We start from the raw sequence: 18,786 nt of genomic DNA on the forward strand, positions 1-18,786 counted from the left end.
TGTTATGGGATTTCTTTTCTGATGCGAACAACGTATCAGAAAAATCCCTATCTTTGCAGCATGAGAATAAACTAAGAACAAAAATGAAACGGATTTTATTAGTAACCGCCATCCTGATGGCAAACGTTTTAACGATGAGTGCAGCAAAGAAACAAGTGATTGACCGTATCGAACCCACCGACTGGTATGTAGGCTTGAAGAATCCTCAGGTACAGCTGATGGTGTACGGAAAAGGTATCCGCGATGTTGCCAGTGTAACAACCGATTATCCAGGTGCAGTCATCGACAGTATCGTTCGACTTGATTCGCCCAACTACCTGTTGGTGTATATGAATCTGCGTGATGCACAGCCAGGCACGATGGTGTTGAACTTTGGTAAGACCAAGGTACAGTATCAGCTCAAACAGCGTGAGATGAGTGGCGATAAGCGTATGGGCTTTACCAATGCCGATGTGCTTTATATGCTGATGCCCGACCGTTTCGCACAGGGTGCCAATCATCCTACAAAGATAAAGGGCATGCGTAACTATGTAGAGGATCGCACCAAGCCCAGTCTGCGTCATGGTGGCGACCTGAATGGTATCCGCGAGCACCTCGACTACTTTAAGGAACTGGGCGTAACCGCGCTTTGGTTTACCCCTGTGCTTGAGAATGATTCGCCCGATACCAAGAATGATTTCGCAACCTATCACGGCTATGCCACCACCAATTATTATAAGGTGGACCCCCGCTTTGGTTCGAATGAGGATTACAGGCGCCTTTGTGATGAGGCTCACCAGAAAGGCTTGAAGATTGTGATGGATATGATTTTTAACCACAGCGGTTTTGAGCATCCCTGGACCAAGGATATGCCAACCAAGGACTGGTTGAACACCCCCGAATGGCTGAACGAGCAGCAGAGCGGTCGCGACCCGATGACTGGTTTTACCGCTAATGCCGATGGTTCAGAGCCTGCCAAGAGCGCTTATCTGCAAACATCGTATAAGCTTACCCCAGTGGTTGATCCTTATGCCTCAGAAGTTGATTTGAAAGAAACCGTAGAAGGTTGGTTTGTGCCCTCTATGCCCGATCTCAACCAGCATAACCCTCATCTGATGCGTTATCTCATCCAGAACTCTATCTGGTGGATTGAGACCGTGGGTATCGATGGCATCCGTATGGATACCTATCCTTATGCCTATGCCGATGCTATGGCTCAATGGATGAAGGAACTCGACGACGAATATCCTAACTTTAATACCGTTGGTGAAACCTGGGTCACCGAGCCTGCCTACACCGCTGCCTGGCAGAAGGATTCCAAACTCTCAGAGAAGAATAGCTATCTGAAAACGGTGATGGATTTTAGTTTCTTTGATAAGTTGGGACAGGCTAAGGATGAGGAGACTGATGGCTGGTGGAAAGGCTTGAACCGCCTCTATAACTCATTTGTTTATGATTATCTCTATCCCAATCCATCGAGTGTGATGGCTTTTATTGAAAACCACGATACCGATCGCTATTTGGGTAATGGCAAAGACACTCTTGCCTTGAAACAAGCATTGGCATTGTTGCTCACCGTGAATCGTATTCCTCAACTGTATTATGGTACCGAGGTGCTGATGAACGGCACCAAGGAGAAGACTGATGGTGATGTGCGCAAGGACTTCCCCGGTGGATTCCCCGGCGATACACATAACTGCTTTACCAAGGAAGGTCGTACGCAGAGCGAACAGGCTATGTTTACCTGGCTCTCTCGTCTGCTGCACTGGCGCCAGGGTAACGATGTGATTATTAAGGGTAAGCAGATTCAGTTTACACCGTTTAATGGCATCTATGTGATTGCCCGTCAGTATCAGGGTAAAACAGCGCTCACCATCCTGAATGGTACATCGAAACCAGCAACACTTGAAGTTGAGCGTTATGCCGAGGTTATTGGAAAGACATCAAAGGCTAAGGATATCTTGACGAATCGTTACTATGATTTGTCAAAGAACTTCGACCTGAAGCCACGACAGTCGCTTGTTCTGGAGTATTAAACAGTACACCCCTTATATCAACGAAAGAATCCTTGCTCCGGCGAGGATTCTTTTGTTGTGTTTATGACGATGAAAACAGTCAAAATTCGATTTTGGGGACAAAGATGCTCTTTGGGGACAACTATTTTTTTTGAAAAGTTGATTTTTTTGTGTTTTATATTAAAATAAACCTTAACTTTGCCCAAATTCTAATACTCGGGATGTGAATCCCTGCTATTTTTTTAAAATTTAATCTATTAACGTAAAACAATGACGATATGAAGAAAAAGTATTTGATGTGCTCGTATTGGCTCGTGGCGTCTTTGCTTATAACCTTGAGCTGTTGTGTTACCTCATGTAAAGACGATGGAAAAGATGATCTTCAAGAAGAAGCTAAAACAGAAATGTCTGAAGAGGAACTGGCACAAGACCCCTATGGAAAGCAGACTGAAGCTGCGGTGACGCTGCTGCGCATCGTCAGTCAGTTGACCGAGACAAGCGAACTGCCTAATGATTGGGCAAAGGCTACCTTTGAACCTTCGAACGGTTTCGTGGGCGATGATGGTAATCCCTATAGTCGTACTCAGAGTGTGAGCGGTGCAGCCGATGCCGCACGCCGTTTCAACTCGCTTACTGGAGCCGACATCGACTCTACAACCACCAGCTATACCTGGAAATATGATGGAGTGGGCACGATGACCTATCGACAGGTTAGCGATGCCGGACAGGTGGCTGTTGTAGATGTTGATCTGCAGCAGATGCCGCATCTGAAGCGCATTGTCTATGCCAAAGATTTGGGCTTGAACGGTTCGTGGAGCGGAACTCCTTACTACCGACTGGGTGATGTGATTCAAGACAAGGATGGCAGCTACTGGGTATGCGTACGTTCGGCATGGGCCTACAGCAAGAAGGAGGACTGCCACTGGATTAGTACTTCGGAGTTGCCTGAGAAAAACTTAGTATATTATAATAAAGGTAAGGACGATGAACTGTGCCTGCCTACAGGTCTTGGCAATAGCACTGTTCACATGCGTAACTTCGTTGATTTCTTCTTTGCTATCCTTTGGCCCGAGGAGTATGCCAACATGCAGCAGATGAATCAGTTACAGGTAAAGAAAGGTTTGGGCGATATCGATTATGTGTATCACTCGAAATACTATATGAAGAATGTGCGCTACTTCTACACCAAGTACAATCTCTGGCAGAATATCTTTAAGTTTGATAAGGAGATGATAGAATATGCAGCACTTGACGATCTGAAGAGTCGCTATACACCGCTTAGACTTTATTATAACGGCTACATCATGGCTGGACTAAGCAGTCAGACAGGATGCTATATGCGCTCATACAGTGGCAATGGCTGGCAGGAAGAGAGTAGCGATAAAGAAGACAAGCGTCGTTTTGCCAAGTCGGGTGGCAAGAAATTCAGTATCCAGACGCTGGCTAAGTATGGATTGGGTTATAGTCCTGTTGAGAGCGCTTCGAATAGTACCTATGCTTATGTAGTGCGCTATAAAACCGGTGAGCAACTGGCTAAGGACAATGGTAATGGCAAGTACAACAAGCAGATGGCGATACCAGGCGTAACAGAGATTTACCGTTATAACGCCCAGGAAGAGCTGGGACTACCAGCCGACTATCTGACTCAGGACGTAAAGCCAGTGGAAGAGAGTGTGGCCGATGAAAATGACTATGTTTACGGCAACTACTTTGATTTGTCTGACATGAAGATTGATGGTAAATGCGTAATCAAGAACGACCATAAGATTCAGTTTAAGGTGCGCAACAGAGGTATGAAGATCACTGATGCCACGCTGCATGTTGTTGCGGTGAAAGCGAACTCTGGTTCAGAAGAAGTGATAGAACACGGCAAGAAGATCAACATCAGCCAGAACCAAGAGCAGACTTTTAACTATACTTGGAGTACTATTTTCGCTGGTAACTACACAATCAGAGCCTGGGTGGACAGAGGTAAAGATACGCTATCTACAGCCATCAACATCTCAAATCCTGATTGCAGTGCTGGAATGATTGAGATTAGTACAGATCTGCCTGAGTATATCAAACTCGCAGATTTGTATGATGATGAACCTTTTAAGCTTTATGCTACCAATCATAATGATTACAGAGTAGGAACGTTGGCTTATACCGTATTTCTTTATGAAGGTGATCAGCTTATCAATACTAAGTCATGGGACATGACTTTATTAGCTAAAGATGATGTTGCCATCTTTGTGCCTGATTTACAGGCTAAGAAAAAGACATTCCGAACGATTAAGGTGACTAATGCTCTTCCAGGCGCTGCTGATGCGGATACGGTGTTTACTTATACGGTAGGTATCGATGTGCCTCATACGGCCAAGATTACTTGCGATAACCCCTATCCATATACAGGCGAGAAGATGAAGTTTACTATTCAGGTTACCAGTCATGGTAGTTCGGTCAGCGGTGATCATTTTTCAGCGAAGTATAGTTCTTATACTCCAGAGAAAGATGTTAAAAACGTGGATGTGGACAAGAGATATGAAGGATTCACTGGCAGTGATGGTGAAACTAAGAATTACTCTTTTGAACAGTCTATATATGGCAATTCTACCTATCAAATTCTTTTCTTTGATGGCGATGCTGATTGTATTGGTCGTTACGGTGGCTATAGCTGCGATAAGTACTTTGATGGAAGCTTGGATGCTTACTTTCAGAACATACATGTTTATGCGAATGAGACATTCCAAGTTCACTACACGGTTTATAGTGAGCTTGGTCGCTCGGGCAAGGTTGAACTGACAGGAGACCAACAGTTTAGTGCGACATCCGAAGAAATCAATGTAAGGCGAGGTGGCGTTTACCATGGCTACTTTGAGTTTACAGCTCCGAGTGTGTCTAAAAGGCAGGGAAAAATGCAATATACAGTACAATTGCGGGATAAAAAATCGGGCAAGATGCTTCATTATCCTATGACAATTGTTGTTTATCACAAACCAGTAGAAACAAATACAGATCAATGAAACATCAAGTCATCCTTTTAGCCCTTGTGCTGCTGGCTGCCTGCAACAGCGATGATTCGCCTGAAGTGATGCCAGTGCCCGAGGTACCCAAAGAGCCGGCTCCTTTGGAGGTTGCCATCGTGTTCGAACCTGGACAGATTGGGTCGATGTGTACCAACGACTATCTGCTCAAGGACGTGGAGGATGTTGCCAATGCGTATCCTGACTCATTGGCAAGCACTTTCTTGTGCAGAAATAATTATACTGAAACTAACCAGGCTTTAAAGCTCTGGGCTTCACAAGCGTACGGTGCCGACAAACGTCGGCACCGTCTGCTCATCTTGACATCTCCCTCGTTGGCCCGAGCAATGGAGGGGGTTCAGTTGCAGTCGTCCGATCACCTGTTGATGCTGAGAACCTATGCTGACTCGGCTAAGCAAGTGGGGCCTGCCGGCCGCTCATATGTACTCAACGTATCGTATGCTGATGCCGTAAGACAAGCTGTGGCATATCGCTCTAAGCTAACGTTGGAGGAGTATGCCGACACATTGTCGTCGGGTAACTATCCGATAGAGCACAAAATTACTATTACGAATCTTGACGATAGAATGTGCTATGCTGATAGTCTAGTAGAGACACTGCTTGAAATGTTTCCTGAGAAAAAGGTTGGCAAAACGTTGTACGTTGGTCTTAATGATATCAGTATTAGCAGTATGGATTTATACAATGCAACTCAGGCAAGCTATTTGGGCGAAATTGCCTATCTGATGGCCTATCTCATGTGGGAGGACCCTGTGAGTTATATGAAACAGGGATATTTCCGCATTCCTATTCAGTTTATCGACTGGGGCACAATCAACCGTTCGTATGAGTGGTATATTATGACGCATCTTAACTCGCCATGGAAACCGCAGGCTGTAATTATCGGTGAGTATGATAACAATCATCTGCCATTAGACTATATAGTGCCCAAATACGAACTAAAGTCGTGGCTACTACGCTGGATGGCCCATCCCGACGATATGCCAGAAGAGGAATGGAGCGGCAAAGCCGTGTTTAGTCCCTGGCAAGAGCGAATCTGATTAAAATGTTGAACTGGTAATCATATAATAAGGTATGAAAAAAATAATCAGTAGCTTGATATGGCTTGTTGCCTTTGGCTGGTTGGCGGGCTTCATGGTGAGTTGTTCTAACAGCGACGCTACCGACACGCCTGCTCCTATACAGCCTGTATCGACACAGATTGTTGATACCCTGAATGTGGATGTTATTCTGCCACCCGACGTTCAGAAGATGTGGCAGCCTGTGATAAATCTGGCACTTGACAATATCGCCGAGGCGCAGAAGGCGCTGCCTAAACGGGTATTCATGAACCTGCGCTATCATGATGAGAATGCTGCCGACCTTGACAAAACCGTTTATCGTCTTTGTTTTCCTGAGGCTGGCGACGACACGTGTCATTTGATACTAGGCCCCTACAGGTCGTCGAAGGCCGAAATGGTGCTGGTGAATGCTGCTATCCGTCGTGTACCGGTGCTGATGCCTGTGGTGACCAGCGACGAGTTACAGCGCGTTTATGGTGAAAAACCCAATACCTGGTTCTTTACCGAGAGCGATGTGACGGCCTGTGATATTATTCTCAATGTGAGTAGTGCTCAAGGCCTGCGAGAGGCTGCCCTTTTCTATACCGACGATCGCTACGGCAACTCGTTCCGCAACTGGTTTGGCTATATGGCTACCGAATACAGTGTCAACGTAGAGCCCAAGCACATATGTGCCTATGGGGCTGGTAAGGATGTTACCAACTTGTTGGAAGGCATCGAGCGTCATGCCTTGGAAAATTCGAAGCCCTCTATGGTGCTGATGGCCTTTAGTACCGAAGCGGAATATCTGCAGTTCATCAAGCAGGTGCTTGACGTGCGTAAAAGATTATCGATCAATGAATCTAACCAATCAATGGTGATGTACGTCGTACCCGATGTGGGCGACATTGATGCGGTGCATCAGGCCAGCCTGCCACTCTTGGGCCTGAACCCGGCACCCTCATCCATCAGTGGATTCGACACCTCTTATTATAGCCTTCTCGGAACCAACGTACCTCAGGGGGGAGCTCAGGTGTATGATGCGTTGATGCTGGCTGCACTGGGAGCTGCTAAAAGGGCTGGCAATCCCACGGGGCCTGACCATCTGAAGATTGATGGCGAAGAGGTGGCATATCGTGACGAGCCGTTTGGTCCGAACCTGTCTGACTGGATGCGTGCCCTGGTGGCAGATAAGACGGGGGAGATTACCATCTGGAATACCGATGGCTTGCGCATGGCGTTTAATATGCTGAGTGAAGGCAAGAACCCGAATGTGAGAGGGGCTACCGGAAAATTGCTCTTTGATGCCAAGATGCATACCACCATCCTGCAGACCACTTACTGGCTGTGGCATACCGACGGCAAAGGTTCTCATACCCCACTCATTACCTTATCAACCCATGGGGAAAACGGTGAGGTGGCCACACTACCTGCATGGGAATGGCAAAAGATTGTCAGTCAGAAATTTGATGAAGATCTCTTTGTGCATCATCATCTGCCTATCTATGAGGATTATTGGGCTCTGCTAGTTACACCCTCAACCACTTGGGCCAACTATCGTCATCAGGCTGATGTGATGGCTATGTATCAATTGCTGCGCCGGCACGGCTACGACGATGATCATATCGTGGTGGTGTGCGAGGACAATCTGGCCAACGCATCGCAAAATGTCTATCCGGGTAAGGTCTATGTAGAGAATATGATTGAAAATACTGAGCCCGAAAATGTGCATCAGGGATTTGTGAGCGATTACCATTTCTCTGACTTAAAGATGGAGGATATCCGACGTATCATCCTGGGCGATACCGACGGCGGGCGTTTGCCTCAGGTGTTGCATACTACCGAGATTAGTAACATCTTTATCTTCTGGAGCGGTCACGGTGCCGACGGGCGCGGCATGTGCTGGAACGATGGTAACGGTAGCCAGACATTCACAGGTGAGTATATGCGCCAAATCCTTGAAGAGTTGAACGACCGTGACGGATACCGTCGTTGCATGTTGGCTATTGAGACTTGTTTCAGCGGACTGATTGGTGATGCCATTGTTGGCCTGCCCGATGTGGTGGCCATCACAGCTGCCAACAAGATTGAACCCTCGAAGGCCGACGTGCATAACCGCGAACTGGGTGTGTTCCTTTCTAACGCCTTTGCACGTTCGTTCCGTAAGGAGATTGATAAAAACTACCGCATCAAGTTGCGTGACTTGTACTACCAGCTGGCACTCTCTACTTCTGGCAGTCATGTGACGCTATACAACGAAGAGAATTACGGTTCGGTTTATTATGAAGATGCTAGGGATTTCTTCCCCGAATAATCTATAATATAGTTATAAAATGATGAGAACGAAAAATTTGATCACACCCCTCATGATGGCTGCCATGGCTGCAAGCCTGTGTTGGGGAACCATCTCGTGTAAAAGCGATGATGACAACAATGGTAATAATGGCAACGAGCCTACCGAAGCCCAGTATGAACAGCAGCAGTTGGGATGGGATATCATCACCCAACTCAGTGACGAGCGTACTGCACCTGCCGATTGGGAAAATAAAACCTTCGAACCGACTATTGGCGTAGCCAAGGACGACGATCCTTATACCCGCATCGTGATGACCAATGATGTGGCTACTGCTGCCACCCGTTATGGCGATCTGGTAGGGCTTGAAATCGACGAATCAACAGCTGGCTATCAGTTCTCGCTCGATGGTATCGGATCGCTTAACTACCAGCGTGGATCTGAGAACGACCAGTATCTGGCGCAGGTTTCTGTTGATATCAAACAAATGCCACATCTGAAGAAAATTCTCTACCAAACCGAAAAACAGGCGGGACTGAATGCCTCGTTAACAGGAACAGCCTACTACCGTTTTGGCGATGTGGTGCAGGATGAGTTTGGAAGCTATTGGATTTGTGTGCGCCCCAGCTTTTCACTTGAGGGTAAGGGCGATAGTCACTGGATGTCCACATCGTTCCCTCTGCCTGAAGAGAATATTTATCACTACAAGGGGAGTAATACTTTCGACTATTATTTGCCAACTGGGCTTGGTAAGAGCACCGAGCACATGCAGAACATGGTAGAGATGCTCTACGCCATGTTGTACCCTGACAGATGGATGCATACTTTGATGTCTTCGCCTAAGCTTCCGATGTTTCATGATTTCAGTACCAAAAGGATGAAGTATCATAATATCTATTTCTGGCAACGTGTGGATAAGGCATGGCAGGAACAAAAACTCTATGATAATTTGCTCGATATGACGCGAGAAAATGCAGCGTATTACATATCTAGTAAAGGTGTTGACATTGTCTATAGAGGGTACACATGGCCTTATGGTAGCGGATGGAATGGTGGCGTTTATTACGCTCATTATCAAGATGGTAAGGGGGATGGAATGAATAATATGCACAGCGTAGATTATTTGACAATGAAGAGAGACTTATCTACGCTGCCTCTGGATTTTCGAAACCATTTCGATTATCGCATTTTTGGTGAAAAGGAATTATTCCGTTTCCTGGTACGCTATAAAACAGGTAAGCAACTCAGCAAAAACAAGGTGTACAATCCCAAAACCTCTATCAATGGTTGTAAGGATATATATGTATATAATAAGTACTATTATCAAGATGCCCCTAATGGTATATACGATTTGAACAGTGAACCAGAAGAGACACCCAAACCTGAATAAAAGAAATCCCTCACATGTATGTGTGAGGGATTTTTGATGATAGACGTATTTTTAGCGCTTTTTGAAATTCCACTTACAGTTGTCTGTATTGAAATCGTATTTAGCGAGTGTAGGTGTTGAGTCGCCTGCAGAATAGAGGCAGAGCTCCTTGTTGATACCCGCCTGACAGGGGATGGCCTTAGGCATGATGCGGTAAGTGCCATCTGTGAGCTGCTCGATGCGCCAGAGCTGTTCGTCGGCACCAGTATAAGCGGCAACGGTTGTTACTTCCTTGTTGGCAGTAGCAGCCAGGGCGCGCTCGGTACCTTCGATAGTGATCTTGAAGTAAGGATTGCTCAGATAACCACCTGCAGAGTCAACTGGAGTAATGGTCCAGCGCTGGTGAGGACGGTTCATATAGTCGCAGATGCGAGCAGGAATATCACCCTTAGGCCATGTGTCGATTACCTCAGCGAGGGTCTGGTTAGCGATAGGTTTCACAGGCTGCTCCATCTGGTTGCGGTTGAACCAGCCCTGGCGCTCCTGCTTCATGCGAATAAAGTCAACAGTGAGTTCCAGTGCATAACCACGGCGCTCCGACTCAATCCAGAAGTTACCACCCTTGAAGTTGTCGCCGGCAACAGGCCAGCCGTTCTTCCAAACGATAGGACGTACGGCCAATACCGAACGACCGCTCTGCTCGAAATCAGCCTCCCAGTGGAACGACATTACCTCAACGCCTTCGTCAACGATGAAACGTCCGAAGTGACCGGCACCGCAGGCACGGTCTTCGGCTGCAATCACCATCTTTCCACCGCCATGGTACATGTCACGACCAACATTGTCGAGATAAGGACCTTCTACGCTACGTGAGCGACCTACTACAATATTATAGGTAGAGTTCACGCCGTCGCAGCAAGTGCCGTGGGTACCCAACAGATAGTACCAGCCATCGCGGTACATCAGGTCGCTGGCCTCGCAGTCGATAGCGATATCTTTCTCCTTGTTACCCTTCTTGCGGAAACCGGTCTTGGGGTCGAGCTCAATCAGTCGGATGGTTCCGAAATAGGTTCCGTAGCTTACCCACAGGCGACCAGTAGTAGGATCTAACAGCAACCCTGGGTCGATAGCATCCTGATCTTCCATACCGTCAGAGGCGCAAACCTCTACAGCCTCACTCCATTTGAAGTCGGGCGATTTGGGGTCGAGGGTCTTATTCCACATGGTGAGGATACGACCAGCGTGTCCGCCACCTAAGCCACCACCTGTTGCACCGTAGATGCAGAGGTAACGATCGCCAATCTTCAGTACGTCGGGTGCTGCGCCGCCACCAGGACGGTCGGCGCCGCTATGCCAGCTCCAGCCATCGTCGGTAATGATACCGCCGCCACCAGTGCCAAAGGTGTAGTATTTGCCATCGCACTCAGCGAGTGTCGAGGGGTCGTGAATATAAGGAGCGCCAATTTGCGCATTAGCGGCTGCTGTTACAGCAAGTGCCGCCAGAAGTGTATGTAGTCTTTTCATTTTTATTGTGCTTTGATTGTATAGTTAGTTACAGGATTACCTTTCTCGTCGAGGAAACGAACGCAGAAGTCGCTCATACCTGGGCCATTGATAACGGCACCACGCAGGATGTTACGTCCCTTCTTCAGGGTGAGACGTGCCGACATAGCGTCGTCCTTTACCATACGGCGGTCGCCAGAGAGCAGCAGTGCTTCCTCGCCATTGAGCCACCACATTGAGGCTGAGTTAGAACCTACTGCCAAACGTACATTCTCGATGTCCTCATCACAGTCGATGATGGTCACGGCCCAGAAGAGTACGCCGTAAACCTGCTGTCCCCATTTCTCAGCAAAACGGAACAGTTTTACGTTCATGTTCTCGCTGTCGAGAGCATGCCATGTCAGGGTCTGCTTCACAGTTGTTACTTTGGGTTCGGCAGGTGCCTGCTGACCAAAGCCGCGACCGAAGCCGGGAGCTACTTCTACCTTCTTATATTCGGCCTTCACTTTCTGTCCATCCTTTGGAACGATGGTCTGCTGGCCCTTGAAGTACGTTGTGTTAAAGTGCTCGCGCAGATATGAGTCGGTGAATACGGTGTTGCCGCTATTGGGCTTGTCGATAGGCTCCAGAAGCAACCAGCGACGGATGAATCCCTCGTCATCGGGCTTAGCTGTAGGTGTAGTAACAGCCGAGAAGTACTTAGGGCGGTTCTTGAACTGAATCCAGTCAACGCTTACGCCAGCATCACCCTCACAGGTTATTACCAGATCGGTAACACCCTTAGGCATGTACTCTAATGGGGCAGTGAGTGTGAGCCACTGGTTACTGAAGTCGCGACGGAACATAGCGGGGGCACCAGCAGGGCTCTCGGGTTTCACGGTCATGTCGATCTTAGCGATAATCTTGCCGTTGGCTGCCTTTTCACGTACGTAGAGTGTGGTATTGCCGGCTGCTTTGGCATTTACAATCAGGTATCCCTCGGTCAGACAGTCGAAGTTTACATCGTTATACTTAATCCAGCTACCTTTTACAGGGAGTGTGGCCTGGTAACTACGGAATGTATTAACAGTGTCGATCAGCGATGTGGTTACATCATTGCTGGCCTCGCTGTAGCGGTCGATTTCAATCTTCTCTGTTGCCTCGTTGATACCTGCACCACGCATGGTTGGCTTCACTTCCTGGATGGTTCCGTCGGGGTTGAAGTACAACTTTTCGATACATACCGAACGACGCTTGTCGTCACGTGGTGAGAAATCGTTGTGGTGATAGAACAGATACCACTGACCCTTGTAGTTGATAATACTGTGATGGTTGGTCCAGCAGCCGTTAGCATGCTCGGCCATAATCAATCCTTTGTACTCATAAGGACCCATTGGGTTCTTACTCATGGCATAACCGAGAACCTCGGTATTCTCTCTTACATAAGGATAGGTGAGATAATAGTTACCATTATATTCGAAAGCGAATGGACCTTCGGCCTGACGACTTGGCAGGCCTTTCAAGCAGTTCACACCTTTCATTTCAAACTCGCGCTCGCCAAATTTTACTTTCTCGGTGGGGGTGTCGTCGGCCAACTCCTTCATGTTGGGCTTGAGCTTGGCGCAGCGGCCAGCTCCCCAGAAGATGTAAGCATTACCATCCGAAGCCTGTAGCACACAGGGGTCGATACCGCTGATGCCTTTGATGGGCTCTGGCTCTGGAATGAATGGACCCTCAGGATTGTCGGCAATAGCTACGCCGATACCAAATCCAAATCCCTTTCCCTCAGCGGGGGCAGATGGGAAATAGAAATAGTACTTACCGTTTCTGTACACACAATCGGGCGCCCACATCGAGTACGAGTTAGGACGTACCCAGGGCACTTTGTTCTGGGTTACAATCACACCATGATCTGTCCAATCGGTCAGATTCTCTGATGAGAATACGTGGTAGTCTTCCATGCAGAACCAGTCCTGTCGCTGACCAGCGGGTGGCATGATGTCGTGCGATGGATAGAGATACACTTTGTTGTTGAATACGCGAGCCGTCGGGTCTGCCGAGAATTGGTCGCGGATTACCGGATTCTGTGCTAATGATACCAGAGGCACAGACATCAGTAAAGAAATACAAATTTTCTTCATTGGCAATGGTTTGTTATTTATTATAGATAATGTATAGTAATACGTTTAATCGTTAGAATTCAGTTATTTGAGTCTTTTCTTAGGGAAACGTTTAATCCCTTATTACCTTTTTATATATAAATGTTACAAATGCAAAACAGAATGTAACATTCCTCTTCGTAAAGATGCCGCGTTATCACAACGCAGCATCTTACAAATAAAACCAAAACAAGTCTTTTTTAGTATTAATCTGTATAGTCGTATGGTCAGATTCTTATGATTGGTAAGAGAAGCTTCGGGATAGTGGTAAAAGGTTTATGGTTGACTATCACTCATGTCACTCTTATCGTAACATGGTGCAAATATACGACAAAAAACGATTATCTCACTTTATTTCTTGTAACAAATTCTTTTTGATTTATATCATTCCTGTTAATTTCTTTTAATATTCAAGCAAATGTTGCTTTTGTCATAAAAAAGGTGCCGCATCTCGCGACGCAGCACCTTCGAAATACCAAAACAATGTGTCTAATACTAACTACTATAATTCATTTGTTAAACATCCGATTTGATTTAGTTGTTAGCCCAACCACGTACCTGATGCATCTGATCGTTGATTTCGATAACGGTCTGTGGAATTGGCCAGTACTCATTCTTACCAGCTACGAACTCCAGCTTGATACCAGCATCAGCAAATGGATGGTGAATCTTGTAAACCAGCTTGTGAGGCTTGCTGCCACCTGACTGGAAGTACTCATCCCACTGCAGAGGAATGTTGTCGAGCACCTTGTCGTAGCACTGCTTAGCGATACCCCAACGTACGATGTCGAACCAACGGCAACCCTCGAACCAGAGCTCATACTCCTTCTCGTCCTGGATGGTCTGCAGATCAACTGATGAAGAGATGGTCTTTGAGCCAGCACGCTGCTGAATCTTGTTCACATACTTCAGAGCTTCTGCGCTGTTACCAGATGCCAAGCAAGCCTCTGCGTAGAGCAGATAAGCCTCACCCAGACGAGCAATACACAGGTTAGTGTTGTTACAGTTGTCACCTACAGAGAGGTCAACATCATTAGGATGGCACATCATCTTTACCTCCATCACGTCGCTACGAGAGAATGAACCTGCAGACTTAGTGATACCACGATCTGGGTCAAACTCCTTCTCGGCACGTGTCTTTTTGGTTGCGTCACTCTTCCAACCGCAAAGAGTCTCATCATAGAAGAACTCGTCAGAGGTCAGGAATGTAGCCTTACGACGATAGCTGTCGCCATCATTATCAAGCATCTTGTGAGCGAAGTCCTGGTTGATAGAACCACCGCCCCAACCACCGGTTGAGCAGATCAGTGGGCTCTTACCACCACCCTGGATATCATCACCACGCCAGTTCAGTACGTTGGCAACCATCCAGCGGCCACGCTGAATGCTACCACCCCATGTACCACCGATAGCGGTGTTAGTGGTATAGTTGAACTCGAAGATCTTCTCCTCGCAGCCATCACCCTCTACGTGGAACAGGTCGCGGAAACGCTCACCGGGAACCAGTGCATAGTTTGAAGACTCTACCAGTGGCTTCAGCAGGCTGGCAGCCTTAGCGTTATCACCAGCGAACAGAGCAGCCTTACCGGCAACGAACTGTGCAAAGCCCTTAGTTACACGCCAAGCACCTTCCTTGTCGTTTGGACCCTGACGCTCAGGCAGGTCGCCCATAGCCTCTTCACAATCCTTCACGCAGAAGTCGAAGATAGCCTTCTGTGACTCAGCGTTGGTTGGCTTGTCGGTAGTAATCAGATGGTCAACGATAGGTGGCTGATAGTAAACCTGTGCAGCCAGCATGTGAGCCCAAGCACGCATTACCTTTGCCTCAGCTACAGCCTTTCTCTTAGCTGGTGTATCAGCTGTCTCGCCGAAATAGTTGATAACCAGGTTGGCAGAGTAGATAGACTTATAGATGTGGTTGTAAAGAGTTCCGATTGGACCAGAGCTTGGGTCGTAACGCATCTCATTCAGAATACGGAAGTCAGCGTGGTCGTTGATATCACCACCAGCTGCGAATACATCGTCAGCAGAGTAGTTCAAACCCATGATATAGGCATTCCAAATACCCTCAGTACCACCAATCTCACCAATGTATGTAGCATACATGGCTGTAACGGCAGACTCGGCATCGGCATCTGTTTTATAGAAGTTCTCAGTGCTGCTGGTAGCCTTCTGCTCGATGTCGAGCAGATCCTGATTACATGATGTAAACATCATGCCTGCAGTGAGCACAGCTACAGATAAAAATATTTTTTTCATATTTATATTCGGTATTTAAATTTATTGGATTAGAATGTAACACTTAAACCAAGAACGAGCTTGCGCATGTTAGGATAAACACCCTTGTCGAGACCTGGGCAGTTGTACTCCTGTGTGCAGGTTTCTGGATCGAGACCAGGATACTTGGTGAATGTGAAGAAGTCGTCAAGAGATACGTAAGCACGTACGTTCTGCATATAAACCTTCTTGGTCAGGTTGGTAGGCAGGGTGTAACCCAGCTGAATCTGCTTCAGCTTGAAGAATGAACCGCTGTAAACCATAGCAGAAGAACGCCAGAATGTACCGCTACCAGCAACTGAGGCTGCAGTTGGCATCTTGTCAGTCTTGAAGTCATCGTAGATACCCTTAGCGATGTTGTTGTAACCTGTACGATACAGACCGTAGTAGATATCGTTACCAGCCTCACCAGCACCGAAGATGGTCAGGTCGAAGCCCTTATACTCAGCATTCAGAGTGATACCGTAGGTCAGAGAAGGCAGACCAGAACCAACGTTGGTCATATCCTCAGCCTGTGGGTCGTTGGTGATGTTACCATCCTTGGTGTAGTACTGAGCAGTACCGTCGGCAGCACGACCAGCGTACTTATAACCGCGCATGTACCATACTGGCTGACCCTGCTCGAAGTAGCAGCGTACAACCTCAGGGCTTGCACCCTCAACAGTAGCACCAGAGATACGCTCGATAGAAGGATCGAGGTAAGTTACCTCGTTGTGCAGAGTAGCGAAGTTACCAGAGATGCTGTATCTGAAGTCACCAATGTTGTCCTTCCAAGAGAGCTCTACCTCAAGACCGCTGTTCTCTACCTCACCGGCGTTGATAGTCAGAGAAGATACACCTGACTCAGGCATAGCAGGAGCTGATACGAGCAGGTCCTTAGTCTTCTTCTTATACCAGTCGATACCGAGGGCCAGACGATCGTTGAAGAAACGGAAGTCAGCACCGAGGTCGAACTGCTGTGACTTTTCCCATGTCAGGTCGGGGTTAGCAATACCGTTAGGCATTGAACCGTAAGAAGCAGCGTTTGTTGCGCCATACTGATACCACTGACCGTTGGTGTTGATACCTGCGGTGTAAGCGTAGTTGTTCAGTACGTTTACGTTACCGTTAGTACCCCAAGATGCGCGGATCTTACCGAACGACATGATGCTTGAATCAACATTGTCCTTGAAGAACTTCTCGTTAGAGAATGTCCAACCTGCAGAACCAGAGAAGAAGTAACCCCAACGGTTGTCCTTAGACAGCTTAGAAGAGTCGAATGCGTCAGCACGGAAGTTACCCTGCAAGCTGTAACGGTTGTCGTAGCTATAGAGAACACGACCGAAGTAAGAGAGTGCGCGAGTCATGTTAGGCTGACCGCTGAAGCTCTTAACAGTATCATCGTTACCGTTTACACAGTTCAGATAGCGGAAGTTTGGCTCGTAAGCCTTCAGGATGTCGGGACCAGAAGCGTTTGCGCTTACGCCGTTAGAGTTGTACTGGCGGAATGACATACCGGCCATGGCACCTACATTGTGCTTACCGAAGTCCTGGTTGTAGTTGATGAAGTTTTCCCACTGGTACCAGGTAGAGTTGTTGCTTGCACCGCTGATGGTGTAGTTGTCTCCCTTGGTCTGTCCGTTCAGGTAGTAAGGATACTGCCAGTCAGAAGTGTTGTTGAATGACAAACGATAACCGAGGCGAGAAGTGAATGTCACCTGCTTGATAGGAGTAACGTTCATGAATACAGTTCCATTTACGTTTACACCCTCGTTTCTGCCTTCAGCACGGTCGCGCTGAGAGAATGGGTTTGCACCGGCAAGACGCTGGTTGAAGTAAGAGGTTGCATAGTAACCGTTCTCGTCACCAAAGAGGGTGTAATTAGAGTTTCCAGCCTGAATAGCATCGTAGTATGATGCATACTCACCCAGCATCTGGTTGCGAGAGGTCCAATACATTGGAGTCAGAGGATCCAACAGAAGCAACATCTCGAACGAAGAACCGTAACCGTTCTCAGATACACCGCGTGAAGACCACTTCTCGATAGCAGTGTTTGTGCCAATCTGCAACCAATCCTTGATCTTATAGTCGGCGTTGATCTGAGCAGTCAGACGCTCATATTTATCCTTGTTGCCCTTTACGATACCATCCTGATTTACATAGCTTGTGCTCAGGAAGTAAGAACCACGGTCGTTACCACCCTGGAAAGTCAGAGTGTGCTGCTGTGCCCATGTGTTCTCGAAATATTCTTTCATCCAATCTGTATCAGTGTTGGGATTCCAACCGTACAGGCTCTGAGCATCAGCCAAATCAGCGTTTACGCGCTCAGCACCCAGCTGCATGGTCATCCAATCCTTGAACTGAGAAGCGTTCAGGAGCTTACCAACGTGACCAAGACCCTGGTTGGTGAACTTAGCCTCGTAAGTGATAGAACCCTGACCCTTGCTCTTTGCACCGCTCTTAGTGGTAATCAGAACAACACCGTTACCAGCCTCAGCACCGTAGATGGCAGCCGAAGCAGCGTCCTTCAGCACCTCCATAGACTCAATCATTGAAGGATCGAGGTACTGGATGCTTGATACCTGCAGACCGTCAACGATCAACAGAGGACCAATGTTGCTTGAGTTAGAAGAATAACCACGTACGCGGATTGAAGCACCCTGACCTGGCTTACCAGAACTGTTCAGAATCTGTACACCGGCAGCCTTACCCTGCAAAGCAGCAGCTGCATCAGTGGTTGAACGGTTCTTCAGGTCCTCGGCCTTTACTGATGCTACAGAACCGGTCAAGTCTGACTTCTTCTGAACACCATAACCGATGACCACGATGTCATTCAGAGTCTGTGCGTCTTCTCTAAGAGTAATAGAGAGATTGTTGCGGCCACTAACCTTTACTGTTTCGGTTGTGTAACCAATGTAGCTGATAACCAGTGTGGCGTTGTTGTCGGCCTGAACACTGAAGTTACCATCGAAATCCGTAATGACGCCCGATTTTGATCCTTGTACTTTTACACTAGCACCAATGATCGGGTCGCCAGATACATCTTTCACCGTTCCCTTGATCAAGCTCTGAGCCAGCGCTCCCAGTGGGAACAAACAGAGCAGGAACAGTGCCATTAACGGCTTTTGGATTGATTTAAAATTCCACATAATTAATTTAATTAGTTA

At 47.4% G+C, this 18,786-nt stretch carries 9 protein-coding genes and 1 pseudogene; 5 read left to right on the forward strand and 5 right to left on the reverse strand.

What is annotated here, in order from left to right:
• Positions 1-83 precede the first annotated feature (83 nt).
• The 5 genes from T499_RS0107060 (at position 84) to T499_RS0107080 (ending at position 9,743) form a co-directional block, all read left to right on the forward strand.
• Complete coding sequence (locus T499_RS0107060) at positions 84-2,015, forward strand: alpha-amylase family glycosyl hydrolase (RefSeq protein WP_033150370.1); 1,932 nt, start codon at positions 84-86, stop codon at positions 2,013-2,015.
• Positions 2,016-2,272: 257 nt separating this feature from the next.
• Positions 2,273-4,999 carry a hypothetical protein gene (locus T499_RS0107065; protein ID WP_198021259.1) on the forward strand — a complete coding sequence of 909 codons (2,727 nt, stop codon included), beginning with the start codon at positions 2,273-2,275 and terminating at the stop codon, positions 4,997-4,999.
• Positions 4,996-6,060, forward strand: a complete 1,065-nt coding sequence (locus tag T499_RS0107070; RefSeq protein WP_157054548.1) for a hypothetical protein — start codon at positions 4,996-4,998, stop codon at positions 6,058-6,060. Before T499_RS0107065 ends, T499_RS0107070 begins: the two co-directional genes overlap by 4 nt.
• Positions 6,061-6,094: 34 nt before the next feature.
• On the forward strand, positions 6,095-8,374 hold the full coding sequence (locus T499_RS0107075) for a C13 family peptidase (RefSeq protein ID WP_084162950.1): 2,280 nt from the start codon (positions 6,095-6,097) through the stop codon (positions 8,372-8,374).
• 19 nt (positions 8,375-8,393) lie between these two features.
• Positions 8,394-9,743, forward strand: coding sequence for a hypothetical protein (locus T499_RS0107080; RefSeq protein ID WP_198021260.1), 1,350 nt, complete (start codon positions 8,394-8,396; stop codon positions 9,741-9,743).
• Between the two features lie 51 nt (positions 9,744-9,794).
• On the opposite strand, the gene T499_RS0107085 is transcribed toward T499_RS0107080, so the two are convergent.
• The 5 genes and pseudogenes from T499_RS0107085 to T499_RS0107100 all read right to left on the reverse strand — a co-directional run bounded on the left by T499_RS0107085 (position 9,795) and on the right by T499_RS0107100 (position 18,768).
• A complete protein-coding gene (locus T499_RS0107085) occupies positions 9,795-11,246 on the reverse strand; it encodes a family 43 glycosylhydrolase (RefSeq protein ID WP_033150375.1) in 1,452 nt (483 codons plus the stop codon).
• A 2-nt stretch (positions 11,247-11,248) separates the two neighbouring features.
• Positions 11,249-11,947 (reverse strand): acetylxylan esterase, encoded by a 699-nt coding sequence (locus T499_RS15140; RefSeq protein ID WP_369793380.1) that lies wholly within the window; start codon positions 11,945-11,947, stop codon positions 11,249-11,251.
• A gap of 471 nt (positions 11,948-12,418) precedes the next feature.
• Positions 12,419-13,345, reverse strand: a pseudogene (locus tag T499_RS15145) (family 43 glycosylhydrolase); the annotation flags it as partial.
• A gap of 552 nt (positions 13,346-13,897) precedes the next feature.
• Positions 13,898-15,622, reverse strand: a complete 1,725-nt coding sequence (locus T499_RS0107095; RefSeq protein ID WP_033150376.1) for a RagB/SusD family nutrient uptake outer membrane protein — start codon at positions 15,620-15,622, stop codon at positions 13,898-13,900.
• A gap of 29 nt (positions 15,623-15,651) precedes the next feature.
• Positions 15,652-18,768 carry a SusC/RagA family TonB-linked outer membrane protein gene (locus T499_RS0107100; protein ID WP_033150377.1) on the reverse strand — a complete coding sequence of 1,039 codons (3,117 nt, stop codon included), beginning with the start codon at positions 18,766-18,768 and terminating at the stop codon, positions 15,652-15,654.
• Between the last annotated feature and the right edge of the window lie 18 nt (positions 18,769-18,786).

This window comes from Prevotella sp. RM4 (genome assembly GCF_000701965.1).
GTDB lineage: Bacteria > Bacteroidota > Bacteroidia > Bacteroidales > Bacteroidaceae > Prevotella > Prevotella ruminicola.

Bases quoted from the DNA above. Each gene is read 5' to 3' on its own strand.
- T499_RS0107060 (WP_033150370.1), top strand. From the start codon at position 84: ATGAAACGGATTTTATTAGTAACCGCCATCCTGATGGCAAACGTTTTA.
- T499_RS0107100 (WP_033150377.1), bottom strand. From the start codon at position 18,768: ATGTGGAATTTTAAATCAATCCAAAAGCCGTTAATGGCACTGTTCCTG.
- T499_RS0107085 (WP_033150375.1), bottom strand. From the start codon at position 11,246: ATGAAAAGACTACATACACTTCTGGCGGCACTTGCTGTAACAGCAGCC.
- T499_RS0107095 (WP_033150376.1), bottom strand. From the start codon at position 15,622: ATGAAAAAAATATTTTTATCTGTAGCTGTGCTCACTGCAGGCATGATG.
- T499_RS0107080 (WP_198021260.1), top strand. From the start codon at position 8,394: ATGATGAGAACGAAAAATTTGATCACACCCCTCATGATGGCTGCCATG.
- T499_RS0107075 (WP_084162950.1), top strand. From the start codon at position 6,095: ATGAAAAAAATAATCAGTAGCTTGATATGGCTTGTTGCCTTTGGCTGG.
- T499_RS0107065 (WP_198021259.1), top strand. From the start codon at position 2,273: ATGAAGAAAAAGTATTTGATGTGCTCGTATTGGCTCGTGGCGTCTTTG.
- T499_RS0107070 (WP_157054548.1), top strand. From the start codon at position 4,996: ATGAAACATCAAGTCATCCTTTTAGCCCTTGTGCTGCTGGCTGCCTGC.